Source organism: Epibacterium sp. MM17-32 (genome assembly GCF_022348205.1).
In the GTDB taxonomy this organism is placed as follows: Bacteria; Pseudomonadota; Alphaproteobacteria; order Rhodobacterales; family Rhodobacteraceae; genus Epibacterium.
The window spans coordinates 80170-105841 of record NZ_JAKRFC010000003.1 but is presented as its reverse complement, the minus strand read 5'-3'; the positions used below and the strand labels follow the sequence as shown (position 1 = coordinate 105841).

At 64.7% G+C, this 25672-nt stretch carries 29 protein-coding genes; 11 read left to right on the top strand and 18 right to left on the bottom strand.

Features of this window, described 5'->3' with window-relative positions; genetic code table 11:
* Positions 1-75: 75 nt before the first annotated feature.
* From MHM88_RS06245 to MHM88_RS06210, 8 genes are all read right to left on the bottom strand, one after another.
* Positions 76-759, bottom strand: coding sequence for a hypothetical protein (locus tag MHM88_RS06245; RefSeq protein ID WP_239361441.1), 684 nt, complete (start codon positions 757-759; stop codon positions 76-78).
* Entirely contained in the window at positions 752-1408 is a 657-nt protein-coding gene (locus MHM88_RS06240; protein WP_239361437.1) for a DNA-3-methyladenine glycosylase I, read from the bottom strand. Before MHM88_RS06240 ends, MHM88_RS06245 begins: the two co-directional genes overlap by 8 nt.
* Positions 1409-1421: 13 nt before the next feature.
* The gene (locus tag MHM88_RS06235) at positions 1422-1829 is read right to left on the bottom strand and encodes a PaaI family thioesterase (protein ID WP_239361435.1); all 408 of its coding nucleotides are present in this window, start codon (positions 1827-1829) and stop codon (positions 1422-1424) included.
* A 44-nt stretch (positions 1830-1873) separates the two neighbouring features.
* Positions 1874-2620: a hypothetical protein gene (locus tag MHM88_RS06230; protein WP_239361434.1), complete on the bottom strand. Its 747-nt coding sequence runs from the start codon at positions 2618-2620 to the stop codon at positions 1874-1876.
* A 362-nt stretch (positions 2621-2982) separates the two neighbouring features.
* The gene (locus tag MHM88_RS06225) at positions 2983-3582 is read right to left on the bottom strand and encodes a hypothetical protein (protein ID WP_239361433.1); all 600 of its coding nucleotides are present in this window, start codon (positions 3580-3582) and stop codon (positions 2983-2985) included.
* Between the two features lie 606 nt (positions 3583-4188).
* Positions 4189-4722, bottom strand: coding sequence for a hypothetical protein (locus MHM88_RS06220; protein ID WP_239361431.1), 534 nt, complete (start codon positions 4720-4722; stop codon positions 4189-4191).
* 7 nt (positions 4723-4729) lie between these two features.
* Positions 4730-6688: a DNA topoisomerase IV subunit B gene (gene parE / locus MHM88_RS06215; RefSeq protein WP_239361429.1), complete on the bottom strand. Its 1959-nt coding sequence runs from the start codon at positions 6686-6688 to the stop codon at positions 4730-4732.
* 125 nt (positions 6689-6813) lie between these two features.
* On the bottom strand, positions 6814-7422 hold the full coding sequence (locus MHM88_RS06210) for a hypothetical protein (protein ID WP_239361427.1): 609 nt from the start codon (positions 7420-7422) through the stop codon (positions 6814-6816).
* A gap of 113 nt (positions 7423-7535) precedes the next feature.
* Between MHM88_RS06210 and MHM88_RS06205 the strand changes: the two genes are divergently transcribed.
* The 5 genes from MHM88_RS06205 to MHM88_RS06185 all read left to right on the top strand — a co-directional run bounded on the left by MHM88_RS06205 (position 7536) and on the right by MHM88_RS06185 (position 13285).
* Positions 7536-8951, top strand: coding sequence for a pyridoxal-dependent decarboxylase (locus MHM88_RS06205; RefSeq protein ID WP_239361425.1), 1416 nt, complete (start codon positions 7536-7538; stop codon positions 8949-8951).
* A 76-nt stretch (positions 8952-9027) separates the two neighbouring features.
* The gene (locus MHM88_RS06200; protein ID WP_239361423.1) at positions 9028-9636 is read left to right on the top strand and encodes a peroxidase-related enzyme; all 609 of its coding nucleotides are present in this window, start codon (positions 9028-9030) and stop codon (positions 9634-9636) included.
* A gap of 94 nt (positions 9637-9730) precedes the next feature.
* Positions 9731-10369 (top strand): DUF1007 family protein, encoded by a 639-nt coding sequence (locus MHM88_RS06195; RefSeq protein ID WP_239361421.1) that lies wholly within the window; start codon positions 9731-9733, stop codon positions 10367-10369.
* Position 10370: 1 nt separating this feature from the next.
* Positions 10371-11408: a nickel/cobalt transporter gene (locus tag MHM88_RS06190; RefSeq protein ID WP_239361420.1), complete on the top strand. Its 1038-nt coding sequence runs from the start codon at positions 10371-10373 to the stop codon at positions 11406-11408.
* A gap of 470 nt (positions 11409-11878) precedes the next feature.
* A complete protein-coding gene (locus tag MHM88_RS06185; RefSeq protein WP_239362508.1) occupies positions 11879-13285 on the top strand; it encodes an MATE family efflux transporter in 1407 nt (468 codons plus the stop codon).
* 129 nt (positions 13286-13414) lie between these two features.
* Here MHM88_RS06185 and MHM88_RS06180 read toward each other — a convergent pair whose 3' ends face one another.
* The 3 genes from MHM88_RS06180 to MHM88_RS06170 form a co-directional block, all read right to left on the bottom strand.
* Positions 13415-13834 (bottom strand): hypothetical protein, encoded by a 420-nt coding sequence (locus tag MHM88_RS06180; RefSeq protein WP_239361418.1) that lies wholly within the window; start codon positions 13832-13834, stop codon positions 13415-13417.
* Positions 13835-14160: 326 nt separating this feature from the next.
* The gene (locus tag MHM88_RS06175) at positions 14161-14562 is read right to left on the bottom strand and encodes a GFA family protein (protein ID WP_239361417.1); all 402 of its coding nucleotides are present in this window, start codon (positions 14560-14562) and stop codon (positions 14161-14163) included.
* Between the two features lie 211 nt (positions 14563-14773).
* Entirely contained in the window at positions 14774-15976 is a 1203-nt protein-coding gene (locus MHM88_RS06170) for a pyridoxal phosphate-dependent aminotransferase (protein WP_239362505.1), read from the bottom strand.
* Positions 15977-16060: 84 nt separating this feature from the next.
* Here MHM88_RS06170 and MHM88_RS06165 point away from each other — a divergent pair, with 84 nt between their 5' ends.
* From MHM88_RS06165 to MHM88_RS06155, 3 genes are all read left to right on the top strand, one after another.
* On the top strand, positions 16061-16462 hold the full coding sequence (locus tag MHM88_RS06165; protein ID WP_239321240.1) for a helix-turn-helix transcriptional regulator: 402 nt from the start codon (positions 16061-16063) through the stop codon (positions 16460-16462).
* Positions 16459-16734 carry a succinate dehydrogenase assembly factor 2 gene (locus tag MHM88_RS06160; protein ID WP_239321242.1) on the top strand — a complete coding sequence of 92 codons (276 nt, stop codon included), beginning with the start codon at positions 16459-16461 and terminating at the stop codon, positions 16732-16734. Before MHM88_RS06165 ends, MHM88_RS06160 begins: the two co-directional genes overlap by 4 nt.
* Before the next feature lie 79 nt (positions 16735-16813).
* Positions 16814-17311, top strand: a complete 498-nt coding sequence (locus MHM88_RS06155) for a MarR family winged helix-turn-helix transcriptional regulator (RefSeq protein WP_239321245.1) — start codon at positions 16814-16816, stop codon at positions 17309-17311.
* Positions 17312-17987: 676 nt separating this feature from the next.
* Here the strand turns inward: MHM88_RS06155 and MHM88_RS06150 are convergent.
* Positions 17988-18416 (bottom strand): VOC family protein, encoded by a 429-nt coding sequence (locus MHM88_RS06150; protein WP_239361416.1) that lies wholly within the window; start codon positions 18414-18416, stop codon positions 17988-17990.
* 149 nt (positions 18417-18565) lie between these two features.
* On the opposite strand from MHM88_RS06150, the gene MHM88_RS06145 reads away from it, so the two are divergent.
* Entirely contained in the window at positions 18566-19399 is an 834-nt protein-coding gene (locus MHM88_RS06145; RefSeq protein WP_239361413.1) for a thymidylate synthase, read from the top strand.
* A 27-nt stretch (positions 19400-19426) separates the two neighbouring features.
* The gene (locus MHM88_RS06140; protein ID WP_239361412.1) at positions 19427-19909 is read left to right on the top strand and encodes a dihydrofolate reductase; all 483 of its coding nucleotides are present in this window, start codon (positions 19427-19429) and stop codon (positions 19907-19909) included.
* A 105-nt stretch (positions 19910-20014) separates the two neighbouring features.
* Here the strand turns inward: MHM88_RS06140 and MHM88_RS06135 are convergent, their stop codons facing one another.
* Complete coding sequence (locus tag MHM88_RS06135; protein ID WP_239321255.1) at positions 20015-20221, bottom strand: cold-shock protein; 207 nt, start codon at positions 20219-20221, stop codon at positions 20015-20017.
* A 222-nt stretch (positions 20222-20443) separates the two neighbouring features.
* Between MHM88_RS06135 and MHM88_RS06130 the strand changes: the two genes are divergently transcribed.
* Positions 20444-20761, top strand: coding sequence for an ArsC/Spx/MgsR family protein (locus MHM88_RS06130; protein WP_239361411.1), 318 nt, complete (start codon positions 20444-20446; stop codon positions 20759-20761).
* A gap of 79 nt (positions 20762-20840) precedes the next feature.
* Here MHM88_RS06130 and MHM88_RS06125 read toward each other — a convergent pair whose 3' ends face one another.
* The 5 genes from MHM88_RS06125 to thrS all read right to left on the bottom strand — a co-directional run bounded on the left by MHM88_RS06125 (position 20841) and on the right by thrS (position 25596).
* Positions 20841-21404, bottom strand: a complete 564-nt coding sequence (locus MHM88_RS06125) for a DoxX family membrane protein (RefSeq protein WP_239321260.1) — start codon at positions 21402-21404, stop codon at positions 20841-20843.
* Positions 21405-21412: 8 nt separating this feature from the next.
* Positions 21413-22159 (bottom strand): DNA-binding domain-containing protein, encoded by a 747-nt coding sequence (locus MHM88_RS06120; RefSeq protein WP_239361410.1) that lies wholly within the window; start codon positions 22157-22159, stop codon positions 21413-21415.
* Entirely contained in the window at positions 22159-23031 is an 873-nt protein-coding gene (locus tag MHM88_RS06115) for a DUF692 family multinuclear iron-containing protein (protein ID WP_239361409.1), read from the bottom strand. The genes MHM88_RS06120 and MHM88_RS06115 overlap by 1 nt, the downstream gene beginning before the upstream one ends.
* Before the next feature lie 93 nt (positions 23032-23124).
* Positions 23125-23430 carry a DUF2282 domain-containing protein gene (locus MHM88_RS06110; RefSeq protein ID WP_239321269.1) on the bottom strand — a complete coding sequence of 102 codons (306 nt, stop codon included), beginning with the start codon at positions 23428-23430 and terminating at the stop codon, positions 23125-23127.
* Between the two features lie 219 nt (positions 23431-23649).
* Complete coding sequence (gene thrS / locus MHM88_RS06105; protein WP_239361408.1) at positions 23650-25596, bottom strand: threonine--tRNA ligase; 1947 nt, start codon at positions 25594-25596, stop codon at positions 23650-23652.
* Positions 25597-25672: the final 76 nt, after the last annotated feature.

The window sequence follows — 25672 nt, the reverse complement described above, 5'->3', positions numbered from 1 at the left end:
GAAGGGGGCAAGCGCTATCCGCGCGCCCGCGTATTTCTACGCAACGTTACCCCGGACGTAACTATACGGCGGGGATCAGTCGCAAATCCCGTCGATGCGCACGTCCTTCCAGGGCAGCAGCACATCGCTCTCGCGGCTCTGCGGCAGGTCGGAGACCGGCATCTCCGCCGCGAGCATGCGATGCAGGCGATGGGTGCGCTCGGCGCGCGGGGCCAGGGCCCGGCAGCAGACGTATTCTTCGACGATGGTGCCCTGTTGTTCGTAGCCGAAAGAGAGGAAATCCGCCTCTCGATCGGGGTCGAACAGATAGGGATCGGGCGAGGTGCCATGTTCGAGCAGCGCCTTCAGCGGCGTATAGCCGGTGCGGTCGCGGTTCTGCCATTGCCAGACATGAGTGGCCTCATGCGCCAGCAGCATCGCCTCGACCAGCGGCAAGGTGTCGGGATAGTCCGGGGTATAATCGGGCAGATACCATTCGCGGGTGAAGAAGATGCGGTTGAAGATCGCAACTGCCGCCGGGGAGGCGGTGACCACCTCGCCAGCGGGACGCGGCGGCAGGATGCGCTCGCGGCAGGTGGTGCGGGGGCGCTGCGGGCGGCGGAAGGTGACGGCCCGCAATGGCGCGCCCTCGACCAGACGCAGGCGGGAGTAATCCAGACTGTCGCCATGCAGCGTGCCGAGGAACATGCGTTCGCGCTCGGTCGGGCTGCGGCCGCAGGCGGCGAGCAGGGCCAGCAGGAGGAGCAGAACCCTAGACACTGTAGGCCAGCACCTGGCTGATTTCGCTGAGGGACCGGCCCGACTGCGCGGCCCAGTGGTTGAAGGCCTCCTGCACGGCCCGCAGTGCCCGTTTCGAGGTGGCGGGCTTGTCGATCACCCCTTCGGCGACCAGCCGTGCGGTCACGTCGGTCGAGAGGATGAACGCATCCCGCCCGGCAAAGCGCATGGCATATTGCCCCGTGGCGGCACCAAGACGGCTGCCGCGGGTCTTCAGCATCTCCAGCAGGCCGATGTAGTCCTGCGACGGCCAGCCGCCGAGCACCTTGCCCGCGCCGCCCGCGTCGCGCAGCTCCATCAGGAAGGCGGCGTTGTCGCGCACCGACTGGATCTTGGCACCGTTGCGCACGATCTCGGTGTTGCGCAGATGGGCGTCGAGCTGTGCGTCATCCATGAAGGCGTTGCGGCCGACGTCAAAGCCGTCAAAGGCGCGTTCGAACCCGTCCCATTTGGCCGCGATGACCTTCCAGTTGAAACCGGCGTTGAAGACGCAGCGGGTCATCACCGACAGCCAGCGGTCCTCGGGCCGGGCGGTGATTTGCGGGTCGGGCTTTGTCAGCTTGCCGTCCAGCGCGGCGGGGCCGCCGTGGCGGTTGGCGGCGATGGCGAAGATCTCGTCGAAATGGCGCATGCGGCGCGGCTCCTCAGGCGGGCAGGTAGAAGGTGGCGGTTGCGGTGGCAACCAGCTTGCCGCTGGCCTCGTCGGTCATCTCGGCGCGCCAGACGCTGAGGGCGCGGCCCGGTTTCACCAGCTGCGCGCGGCACAGGATCGCGGCTCCGTTGCCGGGGCGCAGGAACTGGCAGTGCAGGTCGGTGGTGGCCAGGGGCAGCATCCGCCCCGCATGCGACATCGCCCCCAGCACCATGGCGGTATCCGCCAGCGCCATCAGCGCCTGACCGGAGACGATGCCGCCAACCCGGGCAAGCGCCGGGGTGACCGGCATCCGCAGCACGGTGGTGTCGGGGGCGGTCTCGACCACCGTCAGCTCCAGCGCCTGCACCCAGGGGGCAAAGGCATCGGCCAGGATCTGTTGCAGATCGTCCTTGGTCATGGTCCGTCTCCCTGCTACCTCCTTGCCGCCCTCGTGCCGCGACCTTAGCGCGGGCGGGGGCGCAGCTCCACGATGGATTTGCCGAGCCGAAACGGGGCCGCAAAACTGACCAGGCACAGCGCCAGAACCTGGAGCGCGAGGATATAGGCATTCTCTTCAAGGGTTTGCCATTCGTCCTTGAGGCGGGCAAGCAGCGCGACCAGATCCTCGTAGGCGCGGGCGAGGATCAGGAAATCCCCGGCGATGGCGGGCACCTTGCGGCGCAGGCTGGCCACGGCGGCCTCGGTGTCGGGATCAAGGGCGGCAAAGACCACAAAACTGGCCGGATCAAAGCTGTCGACCGAGCGGGCCATGGCTTCCATGTCGTCGCCAAAGACCGAGAGCGCGCGCAGCGGGGCGACGCTGTCGGTGACGGCGGTGAAGAACGGCAGGCCACGGGTGTCGGCGGTGGAGGCGGAGAGGAACTCGACCTTGTCGCAGAGCGCGGCGATGTCGCTGTCATATGCGGGCTCGCAAAAGCGCAGGCGAAAGCGGGCGGCGTCGCGGTCAAAGGCCTGGGTGGCGGCATAGGCCACATCCACCTGCCGGTCGAGGCGCGAGGTATCGGCGGAGTAGATCCCGGCGACGACCGCCACCAAGGCGCCGATGCCGCCGAGGATGACCCAGACCAGATCGGCCAGCCGCCAGGCGCGGTGACCGGCGGGTTTGCGAAACAGCAAGGCGGTGCCGAGGCTCCCGGTGGCAAAGCACAGGATCAGCAACAGCAGCTGGTTGTCGGCGATGAAGTTCATGGCGTGCCGCTGCCCCTCCCTGCGCGTGGCGGTGCGCAGAGGTTAGGCGGTTGCGCCGCCTGCGATCAATCTGTTGTCGGCGGCCCTCACAAAGACGTGGGCGGGCGTGGGACAAATGGCGGCGCCGCCACGGGGTTTGATGTCCCGCGGGAGGCGGAGAGATGGTGCGGGTTTCCCCGCGTCTGGCCGGATCCCCTGCACCCGGGTGAGGGTGGTCTCTGGGGCCCTGTTCTCCTGTCGGGCACGGGGTGTCAGGCCGTGCCCTGTGGGTGTTGCAACGCAAGCGAGTATGGCAGGTGCGGGTTGAGACCGCGTGAGGCGGGCGCGCGCCGGGGGCGCAACGGCCTGTGTTGGCGGGGCGCTTACATGCGGCCCTTGGTGACCTGGCGGATCAGGCTCTCTTCCTTCTCCTTGCCGAGTTTTTCCCTCTTGGCCAGCGTTTTGATCAGCTTCACGGCCTCGTCCTTGCGGTCGCTGTTGGTGAGGATGAAGATCTCGAACAGGGTCTTGTCGTCCTTGATCCCCTGCGCCTTGGCTTCTTTCTTGGCGTCGGTCTGGCCGAGCTGCTTGATCACGAAATCGCGGAAGGTCTTGGAGTCGAAGAATTCGCTCCGGTAATGGTCGAGCGGGCCGGTGATGAATTTCTGCGCCTTCTTGAGGATCACCTTGAAGGCGGCATCGCGGGGGGCGTCGCTCTCGGCTTCCTGCTTGAGCAGGGAATAGATGTTGATCGGCAGGTCGATGCGCTGCGCGTCCGGCAGGGCCTCGTCGAAATAGGCGCGGAAGAGGCCGGGGCCGTCCTGTTTGTTCATCATCGCAATGGTGCATTTGATATGGGGCAGCAGCACCTTCTTTTCGCGCGCGATCCAGTTGCCGAAGGTGTTGCGCATGCTGTTGTGCTTGAGCATGCCGGAGATGTCGGCGGGAAAGGCTTTGCCTGCAATCTTGATGGTCTCGGCCATGGGGGTGTCCTCTGAGCAATTGATTTGGGTTGATGCTGAGGAAACACCGGGGGGCCGGGGATTATTCAGGGGGGATGGCGGTTTTTTATGTTTGAGGTAGGGGGCGCTGCCCCCTCTTGCCCGTGCCGGGCAATTCACCCCCGGGATATTTGGGAGAAGATGAAGTGTGGGCGGAGCGCCGGTCCCCGGGCGCGGCCCTCAGTGAACGTTGACGTGCAGCGCTTGCGGGAGTTGCCCCGGGGCGTGGCGCGTAGCCGCACGGCCCGCGCCTGATTGGGCTGCGCCCGTTTCGACTTGAAACTATCCCCCGGATAGTTTCCGGGACGGTCTCACCTCCCCCCGGGAGTTCACGCCGGTTCCCGGAGAGACAAACAGTCCGGGGGACTGTTTGAGGTGTGGACGGGCGGAGCCCTGCGCAACTGACGGTGCACATCAAGGAGCGGCGTTGGCAGGATTTTTCCTGGGACGTGGCGCGCAGCGGCACGGCCCGCGCCTGACCTTCCCCCCGGGAAGGCGCTTCTCGCCTCCCCAAGGTCAGGCACGGGCCTTGTGTTAGGGTGCTCGCGGAACGTCGTGGCGTGTATTTCAAGTGCCCGAGAGATAATCCTAAGTCAGTTTGAGCAATGTTTGCACCAGCTCTGGGTTGTTCGCGGCGACTAATCCAATTATTAACGGGACGCCATAATCTACGACCAGAAGCGCCATTGCATTCGCCCCGAATGTTATATTTGAGTACCTTTTTTCAATTTTTGCGAGTCGATATTTATGCTCGTTCTCGATTTCTTTTTTCTCTTCATTTGGATCGTCTACCGGAGGTGTAGGGGTATCAAAACCCCAACTTTTTACCCATCTGGATATTTCAAGCTGTTCTTGGCGGTTGGCGCGATCCACAGATAGCTTATGGAGGAGTTTTAAGTAGCCTGGTATCGAGCGAACAATAAAGATTATCAAAAGTATAACAGCGGTGAGTTTTCCAAAAGCCACAAGTTGTGTCTGATCTACTAATAGTTCAAGACCAAGAATATCTAGTTTATTTGTTGCAAATTTCATGTTTGCCACAAGGATAGTCGAAATGCTTACGGCGAGAAGTGCTTTACGCGCTTTCTTTTCGTCACTGTGGTCAATGTAATTATCAATCATTCATCCCTCAAACATCCAGCTCCTCCACGAACTTGGCGTTCTCCTGAATATACTGGAAGCGCAGTTCGGGTTTCTTGCCCATCAGACGCTCCACCAGGTCGCCGGTCTCGCCGGGTTCGTCCTCGTCGATGGTGACCCGGATCAATTTCCGGGTCTTGGGATCCATGGTGGTCTCTTTCAGGTCTTTTGCGTCCATCTCGCCGAGACCTTTGAAGCGTGAGACGTCGATCTTGCCCTTGCCGCCGAGGCCTTTTTCCAGCCACATGTCGCGCTCGGCCTCGTCGAGGCAATAAACGCGTTTCGCGCCTTGCGTCAGGCGGAACAGGGGCGGGCAGGCCAGATAGAGGTGGCCGCCGTCGATCAACGGGCGCATCTGGGTGAAGAAGAAGGTCATCAGGAGCGAGGCGATATGGGCGCCGTCGACATCCGCATCGGTCATGATGATGATCTTGTCATAGCGCAGATCGTCGAGGTTGAACTTGGTGCCAACCCCGACGCCGAGGGCTTCGCAGAGGTCGCGGATCTCGGCATTTGAACTGAGCTTGTTGGAGGCGGCGCCGAGCACGTTGAGGATCTTGCCCTTGAGCGGCAAGAGCGCCTGGTATTCGCGCGAGCGCGCGCCCTTGCCGGAGCCGCCCGCCGAGTCGCCCTCGACGATGAACAATTCGGTGCCGCTGCGGTCCTTGGAGGTGCAGTCGGTCAGCTTACCGGGCAGGCGCAGCTTCTTGGTGGCCGATTTGCGCTGGGTCTCTTTCTCCTGCTTGCGGCGCAGGCGTTCCTCGGCGCGCAGGATCAGGAAATCGAGGATGGCGCCGGCGGATTTGGTATCGGCGGCAAGCCAGTTGTCAAAGTGGTCGCGGACCGAGTTTTCGACCATCTTGGCCGCGCCCTCGGTGGAGAGGCGATCCTTGGTCTGGCCGACAAAGGCCGGGTCGGCGATGAAGCAGGAGACCAGCGCGCAGCCGCCCGCCATCAGGTCGTCGCGGGTGATCTGGGCGGCCTTCTTGTTGCCGACCAGCTCGCCATAGGCCTTGATCCCCTTGAGGATCGCGGCCCAGAACCCGGCGACATGGGTGCCGCCCTCCGGCGTGGGCACGGTGTTACAGTAGCTCTGGGTGAAGCCGTCGCGGGACGGCGTCCAGTTGATCGCCCATTCCACATAGCCCGGCTCGCCGAATTTCTCGCGGAACTCCACCTTGCCGGCAAAGGGCGCATCCGCATAGACGGAGGATTTGCCCAGCACCTCGGTCAGGTAGTCCTTGAGGCCGCCGGGGAAGTGGAAGGTGGCCTCGGTCGGGGTTTCAGTGTCGTCGATGGCGGATTTCCAGCGGATCTCGACGCCGGAGAACAGATAGGCCTTGGAGCGCACCAGTTTGAACAGGCGCGCGGGTTTGAAGCGATGCGAGCCGAAGATTTCCTCGTCGGCGTGGAAGGTCACCGTGGTGCCGCGCCGGTTGGGGGCGGCACCGATCTTTTCCACCCCGCCCAGGGGCTTGCCGCGCGAGAACCGCTGTTCGAACAACTCCTTATTCTTGGCCACCTGCACCACCAGCGAATCCGAGAGCGCGTTCACAACCGAAGAGCCGACCCCGTGCAGGCCGCCCGAGGTCTGATAGGCCTTGCCGGAGAATTTGCCGCCCGCGTGCAGGGTGCAGAGGATCACTTCGAGCGCCGATTTGTCAGGAAACTTCGGATGCGGGTCGATCGGGATGCCGCGGCCGTTGTCGCGCACCGTCAGCGAATAGTCGGCGTGCAGTTCGACCTCGATGCGGTTGGCGTGGCCGGCGACGGCCTCGTCCATGGAGTTGTCGAGGATCTCGGCCACCATGTGGTGCAGCGCGCGCTCGTCGGTGCCGCCGATATACATGCCGGGGCGCTGACGCACGGGTTCGAGGCCCTCGAGGACTTCGATGGAGGAGGCGTCATAGGTTTCAGACGAGGACGGGCTCAGGAGATCGTCGGCCATGTGCGGATCGCTGCTCATTCGTTTGGTTTGGTTGGCAGCCATTATGGCGCATGTGATCGGGCGGGGGAAGGGGCCAGCGCGGCCTGTGGATAAGGGCGCCCCGGGGGGAGGGACGGCCCGGAGGGTCAGCCTTCGGCGGCGGCCGCACGGGTGGCCTGACGCAGATCCTGGGCGACCGGTGTCGGCGTCAGGGTAAAAGCCTGCTGGCCACCTGAGGGTCCGGAGGCAACCAGAAAGAAGCCGGTGATCCGCTGAACCCAACGCCCCACGCCGCCGCTGGAGGATGGGGGGATCTGGACGTCCGCTCCCGGAATGCTGTGATCAAGCGCGAAATCTACGGCGAACAGCGTCGCGGAGGGCTGTTGCACGCCTCCCTCGGTGGTGCAGGTGCTGTCCGGATCGAGGGACCAGAACACATAGGAGCTCGCGTCCGGGGCGGCGCTCATGCCAGCGGGCGGATCGCCGTCACAGGCCGGTGTGCGGCGCGGCGACAGGTTGTTGACGTAGACGGAGAGGTCCAGAAAGACCGGGGTGTTGGCCTGCTGGGTCAGGAACGCGTGCAGCGCCGCGTTGTCTCCGTCGTGCAGCTGGTTGGCATCGGTGCTGGCGGTGCCGTCGAAATAGGCCAATGTCGGCGTTGGGCGCAGCCGATCCCAGAAGTAACCGATGCCGGTTGCAATGCCCAGGAGCGCCGCAACCAGGGCTGTGATGCGCTCAACGCGTCCAATGGCCACGATGGAACCTCCGTTTGTCTGTTTTTGGTGCAGCCCGAGTTGACCCTTTGGGGGCGGGCTGCTCAATGTGCTGTTCAAACAGGCGTAGCGTAGCAAACGGGGGACACAGGTCCATGGGCAAGAACGGCATGCTGGAGCCCGACGACTGGGGCGCGTTTCGGGCCGAGGCGCGGCGGATGCTGGATGCGGCGATCAGCCAGATGCAGGTGGCGCGCAACCGGCCATGGCAGCCGGTGCCGGAGGATCTGGAGGCGCGCTATGCCATCGGGCAGGCGGATCAGGGCGATCTGGTGGCGCGGCTGGTCGAGGATGTGCTGCCGCATCACGGCGGCAATATCCATCCGCGGTTCTGGGGCTGGGTGCAGGGCAGCGGTCTGACCTCCGATCTGATCGCGGGCATGGCAGCGGCGGCGGTGAACGCAAATTGCGGTGGCCGCGACCATGGCGCCAACCGGATGGAGCGTGCGGTGATCGACTGGGCGCGCCGGATCATGGGCTTTCCCGAGGCGGCCAGCGGTGTCCTGACCACCGGCACCTCGCAGGCCACGGTGCTGGCCTTTCAGGCGGCGCGGCTGCGTGTGATCCCGGATCTGCGACAGGCGGGGCAGGGCGATCTGCGCCTCACCGCCTATGCGGGGGCGGGCGTGCACAATGCCACGGTAAAGGCGCTGGAGCTGCTGGGCATCGGGTCGGACAACCTGCGTCAGGTGCCCTTGCGCGAGGGCCGCATGGACCCGGATGCGCTGCGGGACATGCTGGAGGAGGACCGCGCCGCAGGGGCGCTGCCCTTCCTGATCGTCGGCACCGCGGGATCGGTGGATCTGGGGCTGTTTGACGATCTCGATGCGCTGGCGGATGTGGCGGCGCAAGAGGGGCTGTGGCTGCATGTGGACGGGGCCTTTGGCGCCTGGACCCGGCTGGCGGAGCCGCCCTGGCGCGCCCTCAGCGACGGCATCGAGCGGGCCGACAGCATTGCACTGGATTTCCACAAGTGGATGTATGTGGGCTATGACTGCGGGCTGGTGCTGATGCGGGACGAAAGCGCCCATCGCGCGGCCTTTGCGGCGCGGCCGGCCTATCTGGATGGCGCGCCGGAGGGGCTGGCGGGGGGCGAGCCGTGGTTCTGCGACTATGGCATCGACCTCAGCCGGGGCAACCGCGCGATCAAGGTCTGGTGCGCGCTGGAGATGTTCGGCGAGGCGGCCTTTGCCGCGGCGATCACCGACAATTGCCGGCTGGCGGCAGAGATGGGTGCGCAGATCGACGCGACCGAGGGGATGGCCCTGATGCACCCGGTGGTGTCCAACGTCTGTGTCTTTACCGCCGCCCCGGAGGCCCCGCCCGAGCGGCAGTCGCAGATCAATGCGCAGATCGCCACGGCGCTGCAACTGGCCGGTGTGGCGGTGTTTTCGACGACGCGGATCGGCGGCCTCACCGCCCTGCGCGCCGCGATCACCAACCACCGCACCCGAAGCGCGGACATTGCCACGGCATTGGCGGCGATCACGCAATTGCGACGCGCCGACTGACGTCAGCGGGGCGCCCGGTCTTGCATTCGATGCCGGGCGGGGTAGCTTTGACGCAGGTGTATGTTTGGAGGTGCCGATGCCGTGGATTGAAACCGTTCCCTTTGAAGAGGCAACCGGCAAGTTGCGCAAGCTTTATGACCGGGTGGCCGGGCCGGAGGGGAACGTCGACAACATCATGATGGTGCATGGGTTGCGGCCCCATTCGATGGAAGGGCATATGGCGCTCTACAAGAATGTGCTGCACCACACCGGCAATACCCTGCCCAAGTGGGTGCTGGAAATGCTGGGGGTCTGGGTCTCGGCGCTGAACGGCTGTGCCTATTGCGTCGAGCATCACTTTGCCGGGCTGACGCGGCTGATGCAGGATGACGACCGCGCCGCGGCGATCCGGGCGGCGATCGAGGCGCGCGACGTGGAGGCGCTGCCGGTGCGCGAGGCCGAACGGGCGGCGATGGTCTATGCCCACAAGCTGACCGAACGCCCCGCCGCGATGGAGATCAACGACGTCTGGGCACTGAAGGATGCCGGGCTGAGCGATGGCGAGATCCTGGAGATCAACCAGGTCGTGGCCTATTTCGCCTATGCCAACCGCACGGTGCTGGGGCTGGGCTGCTCGACCGAGGGCGATGTGCTGGGCCTCAGCCCGGGCAACAGCGAGGACCCGCAGGACTGGGGGCATCGCTGACATGACCGCCGCGCGGGCAAAAACCGGCCCATGCGGCCGCGCCCCGGCCTTGCGCCGCTTGAGCCGGGCGGAGACAACGCATAGATGTTATAACATGATACGACCGCTCTCCCTCTGCCTGCTGCTGCTTGTCCCGGCGCCGCTGCGCGCCCATCCGCATATCTTTGTGGACACGGGGCTGACGCTGGAGGTCACTCCGGACGGGGAGTTGACGGCGGTGGAGGTCACCTGGGCCTATGATGATTTCTACTCGCTGCTGATCTTCGAGGATCTGCGGCTCGACAGTGATTTTGACGGCCGGCTGACCGCGGCGGAGCTGGAGCAGCTGCGGGGGTTCGACCTCAACTGGTCGCCCGGGTTCAAGGGCGACCTGTACCTGTCGGCGGGCGGAGAGGCGCTGGCGCTGGGCGCGCCCGAACATCTGAGCACGGAGGTCGAGCAGGGGATCATCACCACCCGCCATCGGCGCGTGCTGGCCGAAACAAACCCGGTGCAGGCGGCGGGGGTCACGGTCAAACCCTATGATCCGACCTATTACACCGCCTATGACCTGAGCCGCGGGGTCGAGGTCACCGGCCCCTGTACCGCGTCGATCACGCCCCCCAATCTGGATCAGGCCTATACGATGGTCGAAGAACTGCTCTATGCGATGCCGACGGACCAGGCCGAGGAGGCCTATCCGGAGGTGGGCGCGGCTTTTGCCGCCACCGTGTCGCTGGCCTGCGAGGGCTGAGATGGCACGACCGATCCTGACCGCGCTGGGGGCGGTAACGCTGCTTGGGGTGCTGGGGCTGGCGCTCTGGCTCTGGGGCTTTGGCGGTGCAGATCCGGTGCTGCGGGCCGCCGCCGAGGCGCAGCGCGAGGCACAGAACGCCATGGCGCAGGGGCTGCGGGCGCTGAAGGCCGGCGCACCCGGCGCCTGGTGGAGCCTGATGGGGGTCTGCTTTGCCTATGGGTTCTTTCACGCCGCCGGGCCCGGCCACGGCAAGCTGGTGATCGGTGGCTATGGATTGGGGCGTGCGGTGACCCTGTGGCGGCTGTCGGGGCTGGCGGTGGCCTCGTCCCTGGCGCAGGCCGCCAGTGCGGTGTTGCTGGTGCTGAGCGGCGTCTGGCTGTTCGACTGGGGCCGCGAACGCCTGACCGCCACCGCCGAAGATCTGCTGGCGCCGGTGTCCTACGGGCTGATGGCGGTGCTGGGCCTCTATCTGATGCTGCGCGGCCTGCGCCGGGCGCTGCGTCTGCGCTCCGAAGCCGCCCAGGCTGGCGGGGCTGGTCCGCAGGGCGATACGCACCATCACCATGGTCATCATCACGGCCACGATCACGATCATGCCCACACTCACGATCCCAGTCACGATCATAGCCATGACCACAGCCATGATCACGGGCCGGGAGAGGTCTGTGCAAGCTGCGGCCATCGCCACGGCCCAACGCTGGAGGAGGCGGCGCGGCTGACCTCCTGGCGCGAGGCGTTGGCGATTGTCCTCAGCATCGCGGCGCGGCCCTGTACCGGTGCGGTGTTCCTGTTGCTGCTGACCTGGCGTCTGGACGTGCTGGCGGCCGGGGTCGCGGGCACCTTTGCCATGGGGCTGGGCACTGCCAGCGTGACGCTGAGCGTGGCGCTGTTGGCAGCCGGGGTACGCGGTGGCCTGCTGGCGCGGGTGCTGGGGCAGGGCGGGTCCGGGAGCATCCGGCTGGCGGCGGCGCTTGAGGTCTGCGCCGGTCTGCTGGTGACGGCCCTGTGCCTGCAACTGCTGCTGCGCAGCCTCTGAGGGCTGCGCCCCCGCGCGCCCGTGCCCCCTCTGCATGATCGCGCTGCTTGCGGAAACGCTATAGCCTGACCGGTCCGGATCGGTGCGGGCGGCCGCAATCCCCGTTTCATGTGTTGTGGCGGGCGGAGACATCCTGCGCCCCGGTTCCGAAACCCTGCCCACAAACTCTGCCCACACTGGTGATGCCGACCTTGCGCGCGTGCCCTCCGGCGGCACGAGATCGCACCATTGGAGGGCGGCCTGGATTGCCTAACCCGCGCTCCCGCACTGCGCGAGAAGACGCTATAGGTGGGGTTTCGCGTCTTTTCGGTGCCTCATTGTTGTGCAATTGTATCGGTACGCGACGCCGTCTTGCCGCCACCGCGGACCCGGCCTAATGCCAGTGTCAGAAGGAGGCCGTGCACATGGCAAGCAATACATCCGCTCCCCCGCCCCAAGGGTCTCTGACTGCGCCGACGTCGCCGGTTCAGATGAGTTATGGCGGCCATGTCCGCGCGCTGTCGATCCTCGGCCTGCCGCTGATCGGCGGGCATCTGGCGCAATTTGCCATCGGCCTCACGGATACGGTGATGCTGGGCTGGTACGGCGTTGCCGAGCTGGCGGCGGTGACGCTGGCGCAGAGTTTCTTTTTTGTGTGGTTCATTCTCGGGGCCGGGTTTGCCTTTGCGGTGATGCCGATGGTGGCCTCGGCGGCGGCGACCGACGATCACCGCCGCATCCGCCGCGCCACCCGCATGGGGCTGTGGCTGTCGGTGGTCTATGGCGCGCTGTCGATGCCCTTGATGTGGTATTCCGAGGCGATCCTGCTGGCGGCCGGTCAGGAGCCGCAGGTCGCTGCGGATGCCGGTACGTATCTGCGGATTGCCGGCTGGGGCATCTTTCCGGCGCTGCTGGTGATGGTGCTGAAGTCCTACCTCGCCGGGCTGGAGCGCACCCAGGCGGTGCTGTGGATCACGGTGCTGGCGGCGGTGGTCAACGCGATGGTGAACTACGTGCTGATCTTTGGCCATTTCGGGTTTCCGGAACTGGGGTTGCAGGGCGCGGCGCTGGCCTCTTTGGCGACGCAGACGGTGTCCTTGCTGGCGGTGGTGGCCTATGCGCTGTGGCGCCTGCCGGAGCATGACCTGCTGCGCAACCTGCAGCGCCCGGACTGGGAAATGATGCGCGAGATCGTGCGCCATGGTCTGCCGATCGGTCTGACCACCCTGTGCGAGGTCAGCCTGTTCTCCGCCTCCGCCCTGATGATGGGCTGGCTGGGCACGGTGCCCCTGGCCGCGCATGGGATTGCGGTGTCGGTGGCGGGGCTGACCTTCATGGCGCATCTGGGCCTGTCCAATGCCGCCACCATCCGGGTGGGCAACGCGCTGGGGCGCGGTGACAAGGCGCATATGGTGCGCGGTGCGGTGGTGGTCACGCTGGCCTCGCTGCTGATCGCGGTGGCCACGGCGCTGGTGTTCTTCCTGGCGCCGGAGCCGCTGATCCTGCTGTTCCTCGACCCCGACGATCCGCAGAGGCCCGAGATCCTGGCGATCGGCATTTCGCTGCTGGCGATGGCGGGGCTGTTCCAGCTGATGGATGGCATGCAGGCGATCGCGCTGGGGCTGCTGCGGGGGCTGTTGGATACCGGCGTGCCGATGGTGATGGCGGCGCTCAGCTATTGGGCGGTCGGGGTGCCGACCTCCTATATCCTGGGCTTCCGGGCTGAGATGGGCGGCGTCGGCGTCTGGATCGGGCTGATCCTGGGCCTGAGTACGGCAGGCGTCTTGTTGCTGGTTCGATTCTGGCTGCATGCGCTGAAACGGATCGACACGCCGCCCCCCGGCGATGTGCCCCCCGGTGATGTGCCGCCGACGGATGCGATGGCGGGGCCGGCCTGAGGCGCGGCGGGTGTGACAGGTGCTCCGGCGGGCGGTGCCGACAGCTGGCCCCGCCCGTCGGGGCATTGCGTGGCGTCGTGATTGAGCAGGCTGCGCGGTCTTGTGCTGCGCGTTAAGGGCATCGCGGCGCTATGCCGACGTGTCCTGGCTGTCCTGATTGAGCCGGTCGGCCTTCTTGCGCACCAGCACGTTGCGCAGGTCATGCATGGCCAGCAGCAGGGCATCGGTGACCTGATCGAGCTGGGCCTCCGAGGCGCGCGATTGCGCCCATTGGGCGGTGAGGTTCAGGTGGTCCACCGTGCGCAGGATGTCATCCACCTCGCGCGTGGCCAGGAGAGCGCTGCGATCCTGCATCCAGGCCTCGATGGCGCTGCGGTCCTCGGCGCTCAGCACCCGGTCGCCATGCGGTTTGATGTCCCGCTTGCGCATGTTCACCACCGCGATCTGATCCATCTCGATGCGGCGGTTGCGGCTCTCTGCGTCGATGCGAAACACCTGGGCGCCGTTTTCTCGGATGCGGAAATAGTAGTCGGGCAGGGTGGTGGTCATCTGGTTTCCTGAGCGAGATCCGGTGTTTGGCGCAGGGTAGCAGTCTGGATCACCAGAGCAAGCCCTTCCCACCGCCGGGGCATGCGCCAGGGGCGCCGCACAGACGGGCGGGGGCGCTCCCGCCCATGCAGGACCCCTGCCTGTCGGCACGTGTCCTTGGCCTGGTTGGGCCCGGCGGCGGCCGCGCCGCAGGCGCGGCCGCCGCCCCACCGCGATGCGCAACGCGCAGCGCAACACCTCTGAACGGTTCAGAGAGGGGGACGCCCCTGTGAGACCGCAAGATGTGTTCGAGAAGGGGCAGGTCTCTCCTGCCAGTCGGCGTCCTGTCACGCGTCGTCCTGACCATCTTCGTCCGGCTCGCAGCGATTGCCAGCATATTGGCGCGTCCCGGGCAGGGGGCGTAGCCAGGTTTCGCGACGCCGGGTCCACAGCTCATAGCTTGGTTCGAATTGATCGGCGTCATCCAGCGCGCCAAGGTGGATTTCAACCTCACCCTCGCTGGTGGCATAGACCGAAGACCCGCAGGTCGGGCAGAAGCAGCGCCCCTGGTAGCACCGCACATCGCCGGTCACAGTCACCTGTTCGGGTGCAAAGACCGCGGCCGCATAGAAGGGCGCGCCGTGGTGTTTGCGGCAGTCGAGGCAGTGGCACAGGCCGACACGATCTGGCGCGCCGGTCACGGTGAAACGCACGCGCCCGCACTGGCAGCCGCCGGTTCTGACGGTCATGGCAGGTCTCCTTTTGGCGGCGGAGCTGGTCTGTCCAGGTCCGGTTTGGCCTCTCCTTGTGGCGATCACTCCCGCCCAGCGGCAGAAGCCAGCGCGCCTGACCCTCGCCGCCCAGCTCTGATCGCCCGCCTGCGCGGGCGCTCGACCATGGTTTTCGGGTCATGACCGGGGCGCTGCGCCAACTGCGACAGACGCCCCGGAGCCTAAAGGGTCAGCGCAGCGCGGCGCAGAAGCGCTGGATGCGGCTGCAGGCTTCCTTGAGCGCCGCGTCCGAGGTGGCGTAGCTGACGCGGAAGTTCGGCGACAGGCCAAAGGCCGCGCCAAAGACCACCGCCACATCCGCCTCTTCCAGAAGCGCGGTGGCAAAGGCCTCGTCATCGGTGATCCTGGTGCCAGCGGGGGTGGTCTTGCCGATCAGCCCGGCGATCGACGGGTAGACGTAAAAAGCCCCTTCCGGAACCGGGCAGGTCAGCCCCTCGATCTCGGACAGCATCGACACCACCAGGTTGCGGCGGCGCACGAAGATCTCGTTGTTGGCAGCGAGGAAATCCTGCGGGCCGGTCAGCGCCTCGAGCGCGGCATATTGGCTGACCGAACAGGGGTTCGACGTGGACTGCGACTGCACCTTGCGCATGGCAGCGATCAGCGCCTCGGGCCCGGCGGCATAGCCGATGCGCCAGCCGGTCATCGCATAGGCCTTGGAGACGCCATTGCAGGTCAGCGTGCGGTCATAAAGGGCGGGTTCCACCTGCGCCGGGGTGGCAAACTCAAAATCGTCATAGGCGAGATGTTCGTACATGTCGTCGGTCATTACCCAGACATGCGGGTGGCGCAGCAGCACATCCGTCAGCGCCTTGAGTTCGCTGCGCGAATAGCCCGCGCCGGTGGGGTTTGAGGGCGAGTTGAAGATGAACCATTTGGTCTTTGGCGTGATCGCCGCCTCCAGCTGCTCGGGCGTCAGCTTGAAGCTGGTCTCGAGACTCGCCTCCACCGCCACCGGCGTGCCACCGGCCAGCAGCACCATGTCGGGATAGCTGACCCAATAGGGTGCCGGGATGATCACCTCGTCGCCGGGATTGAGCGTCGCCATCAGCGCATTGTACAGCGTCTGCTTGCCACCGGAGTTCACCGTGACCTGCGCCGGCGTGTAATCCAAGCCGTTGTCGCGCTTGAATTTCTCGCAGATCGCCTGCTTCAGCTCGGGAATGCCGTCGACGGCGGTGTATTTGGTCTTGCCCTCGGCGATGGCGCGCACGGCGGCGTCCTTGATGGACTGCGGCGTGTCGAAATCGGGCTCGCCGGCTCCCAGGCCGATCACGTCGCGTCCCGCGGCTTTCAACTCGCGCGCCTTGTTGGTGACCGCGATGGTCGGCGAAGGTTTGACGCGGGAAAGTGTCGCAGAAAGAAAGGACATGTCGGACCTCGGTTTGAATGTCATGTGCAAACCTCTTAGGGTGTGCTCAAACGGCAATCAAGTCATCCACGAAGGAGAGACCACATGACCGACACCACGACGGATTGGTACGGCCCCGATGCAGCAACATTCGGCGACCGCGTGGCGGCGGCGCGGGAAAGCGCGGGCATGTCCCAGGGCCAGCTCGCGCGCCGCATGGGCGTGAAGAAAACCACCCTGGTGGGCTGGGAGCAGGACCTGTCGGAGCCGCGCGCAAACAAGCTGTCGATGCTCTCGGGCCTTTTGAATGTCTCCATGAGCTGGCTGCTGACCGGCGAGGGTGACGATCTGTCGGTGCCGACAGAGGACACGCTGGGCGAAGACATGGCGGCGATCGCGCGCGAATTGCGCAGCCTGCGCGAGGATCTGCGGATGCAGGCCGAACGCGCCGGGCGTCTGGAAAAGACCTTGCGGCGTCTGGCGGCCGCGCAGGAGCCGGCGCAATGATCGAGGCCGACGCCGGCCCGGAAAACAGGGAGATCCGCATCAAGCGGCTCTCCATGCGCTCCATGCGCCGGGGGATCAAGGAAATGGACATCCTGCTGTCGGGCTATGCGGCGGCGAATCTGGCCGCGATGAGCGACGAGAAACTGGATCTCTATGACCTGCTCCTGCGGGAAAATGACCAGGATCTTTACCAATGGGTAACCGGTCAGGCCCCCGCGCCGGATCAATTTCACGCGCTGGTCGACGAGATCTCTCGAACATACCAAAAATAAAAGAGAAATCCGGTTTAACGCATTTTCAGGAAATACCGGTCACATTTGTCATGAAGCAATTTCGATTCGGAGATGCTGAATGAGTATGGAACGACCGATCAACCAGCTGGACCGCAAAGGGTTCATGACTGGTTACCTTGACGCACTGGCGCTGGTGGAGAGACTTCACCGCCTGTTGCTTGACGTGATCAAGGATGAGTTTGAACGCGTGGGTGTCCTTGACATCAACGCGGTGCAGGCTCTGTTGCTGTTCAACATTGGCGACAATGAAGTGACCGCGGGCGAGTTGAAAACCCGTGGCTACTATCAGGGCAGCAACGTCAGCTACAACCTGAAGAAGCTGGTGGAGATGGGCTATATGCACCATCAGCGCTGCGAGATCGACCGCCGGTCTGTCCGTGTGCGCCTGACCCCCCGCGGCCGGGAAATCCGCGACATCGTTGCGTCGCTGTTCTCTCGCCATGCGGAGGGCCTGGAGACCAAAGGCGTGATCAGCGCCGAGGGGATCGAGGACATCACCGGCTCCCTCAAACGTATGGAGCGGTACTGGTCTGACCAGATTCGCTACATCTATTAAGCGCCGTTTTTCGGGCTATGAGGTCCGGGAAGCACAAGACAGGATATGCATCGTCGCCCCCTATCGCCACAGCCGGCACCGCCGGAGATAGCCATCTAGACCGGACGACCTCGCAAGACTGTCAACCCTGTCCAGCCAGCCGCAGCCAGCGGTGAGAAGGACGAGACGGGGGCGGTTGCAGAAGCAACCGAGGCACTGCCGATGCCGGAGAACTCGGCACTCTGTTAGATTAGACACGTATCACGTTGCATCCCATGAGGTCGGGATCGCTGCGACGGTGACCTTTGGGCCACCCGAGCAGACGTTGCCGCCACGGGGTTGCTGTCGCGGATCGATCGTCCCGCATCGCGTCGGGACCGATACCTGTGCGGATGTGTCCGGGAATGGGGGCAAGCCCCCGGAGCCCGGATGCGCGTAGGCTCCGTCGGCGGGCGCCACCGCAGGGCGGTTGGCGCAGATGTGGTATGGCCCTTCAGGCTCCCCCGGTGCAGGCCCGTCCTGCGCCGGGCGCCTTGGGTTTGGCACTCTGCGTTGGGCAACCCGGGATGAGCGGCCTGTGGTGAGCAGCCTGTGGTGAGCCGCCTGTGATGCAGTCCCTTTGGCGTGCAGCAACGCTACAACGAAAAAACCGCCCCCGAGCGTCGGGAGCGGTTGCACGCGCGCAGCCGTCGATGGCTTACCAGTGGCCGGTGTTTACCATGCTGGCCCAGGGCTCGGCGGGGTCCAGCGCCTCACCCGCCTGGAGCAACTCGATGGAGATATTGTCCGGAGAGCGCACAAACGCCATGCGCCCGTCGCGCGGCGGGCGATTGATGGTGACGCCATTGTCCATCAGATGCTGGCACATCTCGTAGATGTTATCGACCTCATAGGCGAGGTGGCCGAAGTGACGGCTGTCGGAGGGCAATTCGTCGTCGCCATCCCAGTTCCAGGTCAGTTCGATCGGGGCCTCTTCCTGACCGGGAGGCGCCATGAAGATCAGCGAGAACCGTCCGCCTTCGCTGTCGTGGCGGCGGGTCTCCTTGAGCCCCAAAAGCGCATAGAACGCCATGGATTTCTCCAGGTCCTTCACGCGGACCATGGTGTGCAGATACTTGAGCGGCATGGGGATGTCCTTCTGTCCTGTGCCGGAGCGCTCCGGCGTTGCCGCTCAACCTAAGCGCTGCGGCGCGAATGTCGAGGGCGCGCGGGTAAACTGCTTGGATCTCTTTTTGCGGCAGGCTATCACCGGAGGGCAAACAGGAGGCCCGCGCCATGCAGCAGTATCACGACGCCTTGCAGCATATCCTTGACCACGGGGTGGAGACGACGGATCGCACCGGCACCGGCACCCTGTCCTGTTTTGGCATGCAGCAGCGCTATGATCTGGCCGAGGGGTTTCCGCTGGTCACCACGAAAAAGCTGCACCTGCGCTCCATCATCCACGAGCTGCTGTGGTTCCTGTCCGGGGACACCAATATCACCTATCTGAAAGACAACGGTGTTTCGATCTGGGATGAATGGGCGGATGAGAACGGCGACCTCGGGCCGGTCTACGGGCATCAGTGGCGCAAGTTTCCCCGGCTGGAGCTGGCAGAAGGCACGCTGGGCGATGAGCCGCTCTATCGGGCGGGCACGGTGGACCAGATCGCCGATCTGGTGGAGATGATCCGCACCAGCCCCGACAGCCGCCGCCTGATCGTGACCGCCTGGAACCCGGGTGATGTGCCCGATATGGCGCTGCCGCCCTGTCATACCCTGTGGCAGGTGCGCGTGTTGGGGGGCAAGCTGCATCTGCAACTCTATCAGCGCTCGGCCGACATGTTCCTGGGCGTGCCGTTCAACATCGCCTCCTATGCGCTGCTGTTGCAGATGCTGGCGCATGTGACCGGCTATGAGGTCGGCACCTTTGTGCACACGATGGGCGATGCCCATATCTATTCCAACCACATGGATCAGGTGGCGCTGCAACTGTCGCGCCGCCCCAAGGCCCTGCCGCAGCTGCGCATCACGCGGGAGGTCTCCTCGATCTTCGATTTCAGATACGAGGATTTCGAGGTCATCGGCTATGCGCCCGATCCCACCATCAAGGCGCCGGTCGCGGTCTGACCGCATCGGCCAATTTACAGGCATGTCATGATAACACTCATCGTCGCCCGCGCCCGCAACGGGGCCATCGGCAAGGACAACGATATTCCCTGGCACGCGCCGGAGGATCTGAAGGCGTTTCAGCGCGAGACCCTGGGCGGCGCCATCATCATGGGGCGCAACACCTGGGACAGCCTGCCGGTCAAACCGTTGAGGAACCGGTTCAATATCGTGGTGTCCTCCGACCCCACGGTGGCGGAGACGGTGGTGCCGTCGATTGCGGAGGCGGTGGCGCTGGCGCGCGGTGCGGGCTATGCGCGGATCTATGGTATCGGCGGGTCCGGGATCTATCGCGGCATGCTGGCCATGGCGGACCGGCTGATGATCACCGAGGTCGATCTGGACATCGAAGAGGCGGATGCCTTCTTCCCGGATTTCGATCAGACGCATTGGCGGGAGGCGGCAAGCCTGCCGCTGCGCGAGGACGCGCCGGCCTGCGTGTTGCGGGAATACCTGCGGGTCACGAGTTGAACGGGGCGCGGGCCCGGCGGTTCGCGCGTTTGAAAAGACATCCCGAAACTGCGCCCAAGCCCCGAAGCCGCGGATCGGGCGCAGAGATGTTTTGGGGGGAGGGCGTTAGAGCGGGCGAATGTCGCCGGCCATTTGACGGCCGTCGCGGCCTTCGGTCAGCTCATATCCCACTTTCTGATTGTCAGCCAGGCCTGTCAGGCCAGAGCGTTCGACGGCGGAAATATGGACGAACACGTCCTTGCCGCCCTCATCGGGTTCAATAAAACCATAGCCCTTGGTGGTGTTGAACCATTTCACGGTGCCACTTGGCATGTCCCGTGTCTCCTTCTCACTTGCACTTCACTTTGAGCATGCTCAAAGTACCTTTCGTCCACAGGCACCGGACCCGATGGGCGGTGCCCGGGCTGCGGAGACCATGACCCTTGGTTAACAGGGGCCATATTCAGTGTGGCACGCGGTTTTGAAAAATCAAAGGAAATCGGTGAGACTCTACCGTAAATTGTGTGAAACTTTCCTATCGAGCGGAGAACGGGAATGAAGCTCTATGGTCTGAAGACCTGCGATACGTGCCGTAAGGCGATGAAATCACTGCCGGATGCGGAGTTTGTCGATGTCCGTGCCAGCGGCGTTCCACAAGCGATTATTGAGCGGGCATTTGCTCAATTCCCGGATAAGTTGCTCAATACACGTTCAACCACATGGCGAAACCTGAGCGAGGAGGACCGGGCAAAACCGCCGTTGGCGCTGCTGGCGGAGCATCCGAGTCTGATGAAACGGCCGCTGATCGAGCAGGGCGACAACCTCTATCTTGGCTGGACGGCCGATGTAAAAACGGCGCTTGGGGTGGCCTGAACACGCGCCCCGGATGGCACAAAAACGGCGCGCGCAGGGAGATCCGCGCGCGCCGTCATGTAGGGGGGGCAGTGGTCGGTCAGGGGGCGACATCTCCGTGCCGGCGGCGCAGCAGCGCATCCAGTGACAGGGCGCCCGCGCCCTTGACCACCAGGACCAACAGGACAAAGACCCACAGCAGCCGCTGGTCCATGATGACACTGTCGGACGCGCGGTCGAACCAGGCGCCCAGCGTCTTGGCATCGGTGGCGCCGTGGCCATAGACATCGGTCAGCGATTGCACCACCACAAAGCCGATCATGCCCAGGGCGGCCAGCCGGGTGGCCAGGCCCAGCACGATCAGCAGCGGCAGCAGGAATTCGGCGTAGGTTCCCGCCATCACCACCAGCCAGTGAAACAGTCCAAGTTGCGAGACGTCATAGCCCGCGGCCTCCAGCTGTTTGGGGAAAATCTGGCTGTAGGCGCCGATGGATGGGGAAAACAGCCCCAGAATGCCATCGCCCAGCTTGGTGAGGCCGGAATTCCAGTAGTAGATCAGCAGGACCGCGGCAAAGGTGAAGCGGGCAAGCAGCGGCATCAGCCAGTCGCCCGCGCGCTCGATCAGGTCGAAGACGGCGTTATGCAGAGAAATCAGGGCGTTCATGAGAAGTCCTATTGCGAGAGGTCGGTGAGGGCCAAGCCCTCGATCAGGAGCGCCAGCGGGGCGCTGAGGTCGAAATCGGGAAAATCACTTGTGACGGCCTCGGTCGCAGTGCCGAGGGTCTCGCCTGCCTGAAGTAGGGCAATCCACGCGGCCCCGCCGGGGGGCAGGGGCTGCGGGAGGGGGTCGAATTCGGGTCGGGTGATCAGCACATCCTGCGCACCCGGCTGCGGCTTCGGCGCGTCTGCGCGGGTGTTGTAGGCCCAGATCGCGTGGATCGGCCAGGCAGAGCGCACGACCGTCATCGCAGGGGCAAAGCCGAGACGGCTGGACAGCAGCGTGTCAGGCGGCAGCGTGCCGAGGTGCTGCGCGTCAAGCGGCGTCGCGTCGGCGGCGTGGTAGCTGCGGCGCAGGGCCAGTTCCAGCCGCGCCACATCGCCGAGATAGCCGAGGTGCGAGAGCTGGTCGAGGCTGTCCAGAAAATCGGGAAAGCTGTCGCCATAGTGCATCATCAGCGGCGACGTCGGCGGATGCGCGCGCAGATAGAGCGCGGCGAGACCGTCCATGTTTTCCTGGCCCAGCAGCTTGGCAATGACGGGAAACCCCTGGTGCAGCGCCTCTGTCAGCGAGACGGCCACATTGTTGCGATAGACGCTGAAGCGCCGCCCGGCGGGCTGCTGCGCCCCATCCAGAAGACCGTCGGGCACCGGCAGGCGCGCATCGAGGATGGCGCGGGTGAACTGCTCTGCCCGTGACATCACGCGGCGACCTTCACGGCGTTCAAGGCGGCGGCGGCGCGGGCGGCCTCGGCCTCCAGAACCACCCAGTCGGGGACGTCGGTGTCCCATTCCACCAGGGTGGGCCGCGGGCCGGAGCGGGCCAGCGTATAGTCCAGCAGCGCCCAGACCGGATCGACCACCTCGGCGCCGTGGCTGTCGATCAACAGCGGGCGGCCGTGGTCATCGGCGTCCTCGTCATGGCCGCCCAGATGGATTTCGCCGACCAGATCAAGCGGGTAGGCATCGATGTAATCCTGCGGGCGGTAGCCGAGGTTGGTGGCAGAGACAAAGACGTTGTTCACATCCAGCAGCAAGCCGCAGCCGGTGCGCCGGGCGATCTCGTGCAGGAAAGCGGGTTCTGCCCAGGTGCTTTCGGCAAAGGCGAGGTAGCTGGAGGGGTTCTCCAGCAGCATCTGGCGGCCCAGGGTGTCCTGCACCTGATTGATGTGATCGCAGACCCGGGCGAGCGTGTCGTCGGTATAGGGCAGTGGCAGCAGGTCGTTGTAGAAATGGCTGTCGTGGGTGGACCAGGCGAGATGTTCGGAAAAACTGGCCGGGTTCAGCCAGTCGACAAGACGCTTGAGCCGCGCCAGATGCGCGGGATCAAGCGGGGGCTCGCCGCCGATGGAGAGGCCGACGCCATGTACGGAAATCGGGAAGCGTTGCGACAGGTGGCGCAGCTGTGCCAGCGGTCGGCCGCCGTCCCCCATGTAGTTCTCCGCGTGGATTTCCAGCCATTCGACCGTCCCCGGCGTGTCCAGGATGGCCTGGAAATGCTGTGGCTTGTAGCCAACACCGGCTGCGTCGGGCAGGCGGTTCGAACGGGGAGAGCGGTCAGGGCGGTCAAACATGGCAGAGCTTTCTCTGGTCGGTCTGGAATCCTGTCGGGCCGGGACGGGCGCAACATCGCCGATGCGCCCGTCGATGATGTCGGAGGCCGGTGCTTAGGCCGGCAGGTCGCGCTCCAGCGGCTCCAGCGAGCCCTGACGTTCGGAGCCATCCGCCATTGCGGGCAGGTCCATTTCGGTGCAGGTGCCCTTGTCCACCAGGGTCCAGGCGTTGCCCTGGTAGTCCACGGTGGAGGTGCCGGCACAGGTGGTGCCGGGACCGGCGGCGCAGTCATTCTGCCCGGCGAGCGAGACGCCATAGCATTTCTCCTTGGCCTGTGCGGCGGCCTGGGAGGTGGAGAGGGCGGTCAGTGCTGCGGCAACGGCGCCAGCAACGGCGAGGGTGTTCTTGGTGGTCGACATACGCGTGTCCTCCTGAAGTGATGAGCGTCGTCTTTGATGACACGGACACCCTAACCGGGGAGGATGGCGAAAAGAAACTCACGAGGGCGTGCCTCACGCCTGCGTCAGTCAATGTCAGCAAAGCGTTGCCAGCAAGTCGCTGTCTTTACGGTATTTTGGCCTTTTGTAACAAAACGGCCCCCGATCGGGGGCCGTTCGTTTCAGGACTGCGGGCAAATGTTACAGCAGGTCCGGCGGGGTCGCGGCGGTCGCCAGCTCCGCTGTAACATTTGCCAGCCTTTCGACCTTGGTCTGTTTTTCCCCGAGGCGGCGCACCGAAACCGTGCGCTCCTCGACCTCGCGGTGGCCGACGGCGAGAATGACCGGCACCTTGCCCACGGAGTGTTCGCGGACCTTGTAGTTGATCTTCTCGTTGCGGATGTCGGCCTCGGCCCGCACACCGGCGGCGCGCAGGGTTTCGACCACCTCGTTGACGTACTCATCGGCCTCCGACGTGATCGAGGCGACAACCACCTGACGCGGCGCCAGCCAGAACGGCAGCTTGCCGGCGTGTTCCTCGATCAGGATGCCGATGAACCGCTCGAAACTGCCCAGGGTGGCGCGGTGCAGCATGAAGGGGCGATGCTTGGCGCCGTCCTGCCCGATATAGGTCGCATCCAGCCGTTCCGGCAGGTTCGGGTCCACCTGAAGGGTGCCGCATTGCCAGTTCCGCCCGATCGCATCGGTCAGGGTGAATTCCAGCTTGGGGCCGTAGAATGCGCCTTCGCCCTCGAGGAGTTCGTAGTCATAGCCGGCGGCCTTGCAGGCGTCGCCCAGGGCCTTTTCCACAAAATCCCAGCTCTCGTCGCTGCCGATGCGTTTTTCCGGCCGCGTGGAGAGTTTGATCGTCCAGTCGTGGAAGCCGAGGTCGGCATAGATCCTGGACAGGAACTCGATGAACCGGGCGGTTTCCGACTCGATCTGGTCTTCGGTGCAGAAGATGTGACCATCGTCCTGGGTGAACCCGCGTACGCGCATGATGCCATGCAGCGCCCCCGACGGCTCATAGCGCGCGCAGGAGCCGAATTCCGCCATGCGCAGCGGCAGGTCGCGATAGGATTTGAGACCCTGGTTGAACACCTGCACGTGGCAGGGGCAGTTCATCGGTTTCAGCGCGTTCACGGCCTTTTCGCGGGCGTGTTCTTCGTCGACCTCAACGATGAACATGTTCTCCTGGTATTTGTCCCAGTGACCCGAGGCCTCCCAGAGCTTGCGGTCCACCACCTGCGGGGTGTTGACCTCCACATAGCCGCCCTTGTCCTGCTGGCGACGCATATAGTCCTGCAACGTGGTGTAGACCCGCCAGCCGTTGGGGTGCCAGAACACCTGACCGGGGGCCTCTTCCTGCATGTGGAACAGGTTCATCTCGCGGCCCAGCTTGCGGTGGTCGCGCTTGGCGGCCTCTTCCAGCATGGTCAGATGCGCCTTGAGCTTCTCCTTGCCGGTGAAGGCGACGCCGTAGATGCGTTGCAGCATGGCGCGATCGCTGTCGCCGCGCCAATAGGCACCTGCAATCGACATCAGTTTGAACGCGTCGCCGGGCACCTGACCGGTGTGCTGCAGGTGCGGGCCGCGGCAGAGATCCTGCCAGTCGCCGTGCCAATACATGCGCAAGGGCTCGTCGCCGGGAATGGCGTCGATCAGCTCGACCTTATAGGGCTCGTTGTTGTCGGTGTAATATTGCACCGCCTTGGCACGGTCCCAGACCTCTGTGGTCACCGGCTCGCGCTTGTTGATGATCTCTTTCATCTTCTTTTCGATGGCGCCGAGATCTTCGGGCGTGAACGGTTCGGCGCGGTCAAAATCGTAGTACCAGCCGTTCTCAATGACCGGGCCGATGGTGACCTTGGTGTCGGGCCAGATCTCCTGCACCGCGCGCGCCATGATATGGGCGAGGTCGTGGCGGATCAGCTCATTGGCCTGCGCCTCGTCCTTCATGGTGTGGATGGCGATGGCGGCATCCTTGGTCACGGGCCATTGCAGGTCCCAGTGCTGACCGTCCACGGTTGCGGAGATGGCCTTTTTCGCAAGCGAGGTGGAGATGTCGGCGGCAACCTCGGCAGGGGTGATGCCTGCGTCATAGGACCGTGCGTTGCCATCGGGGAATGTAAGGGAGACTTGGGCCATTATCTTGGCTCTCCTCGTCGGTTTGGCGCCCACTGAACGCCCGGTTGCGGGTTATATGTGTGAGAGCTGTTTGGCC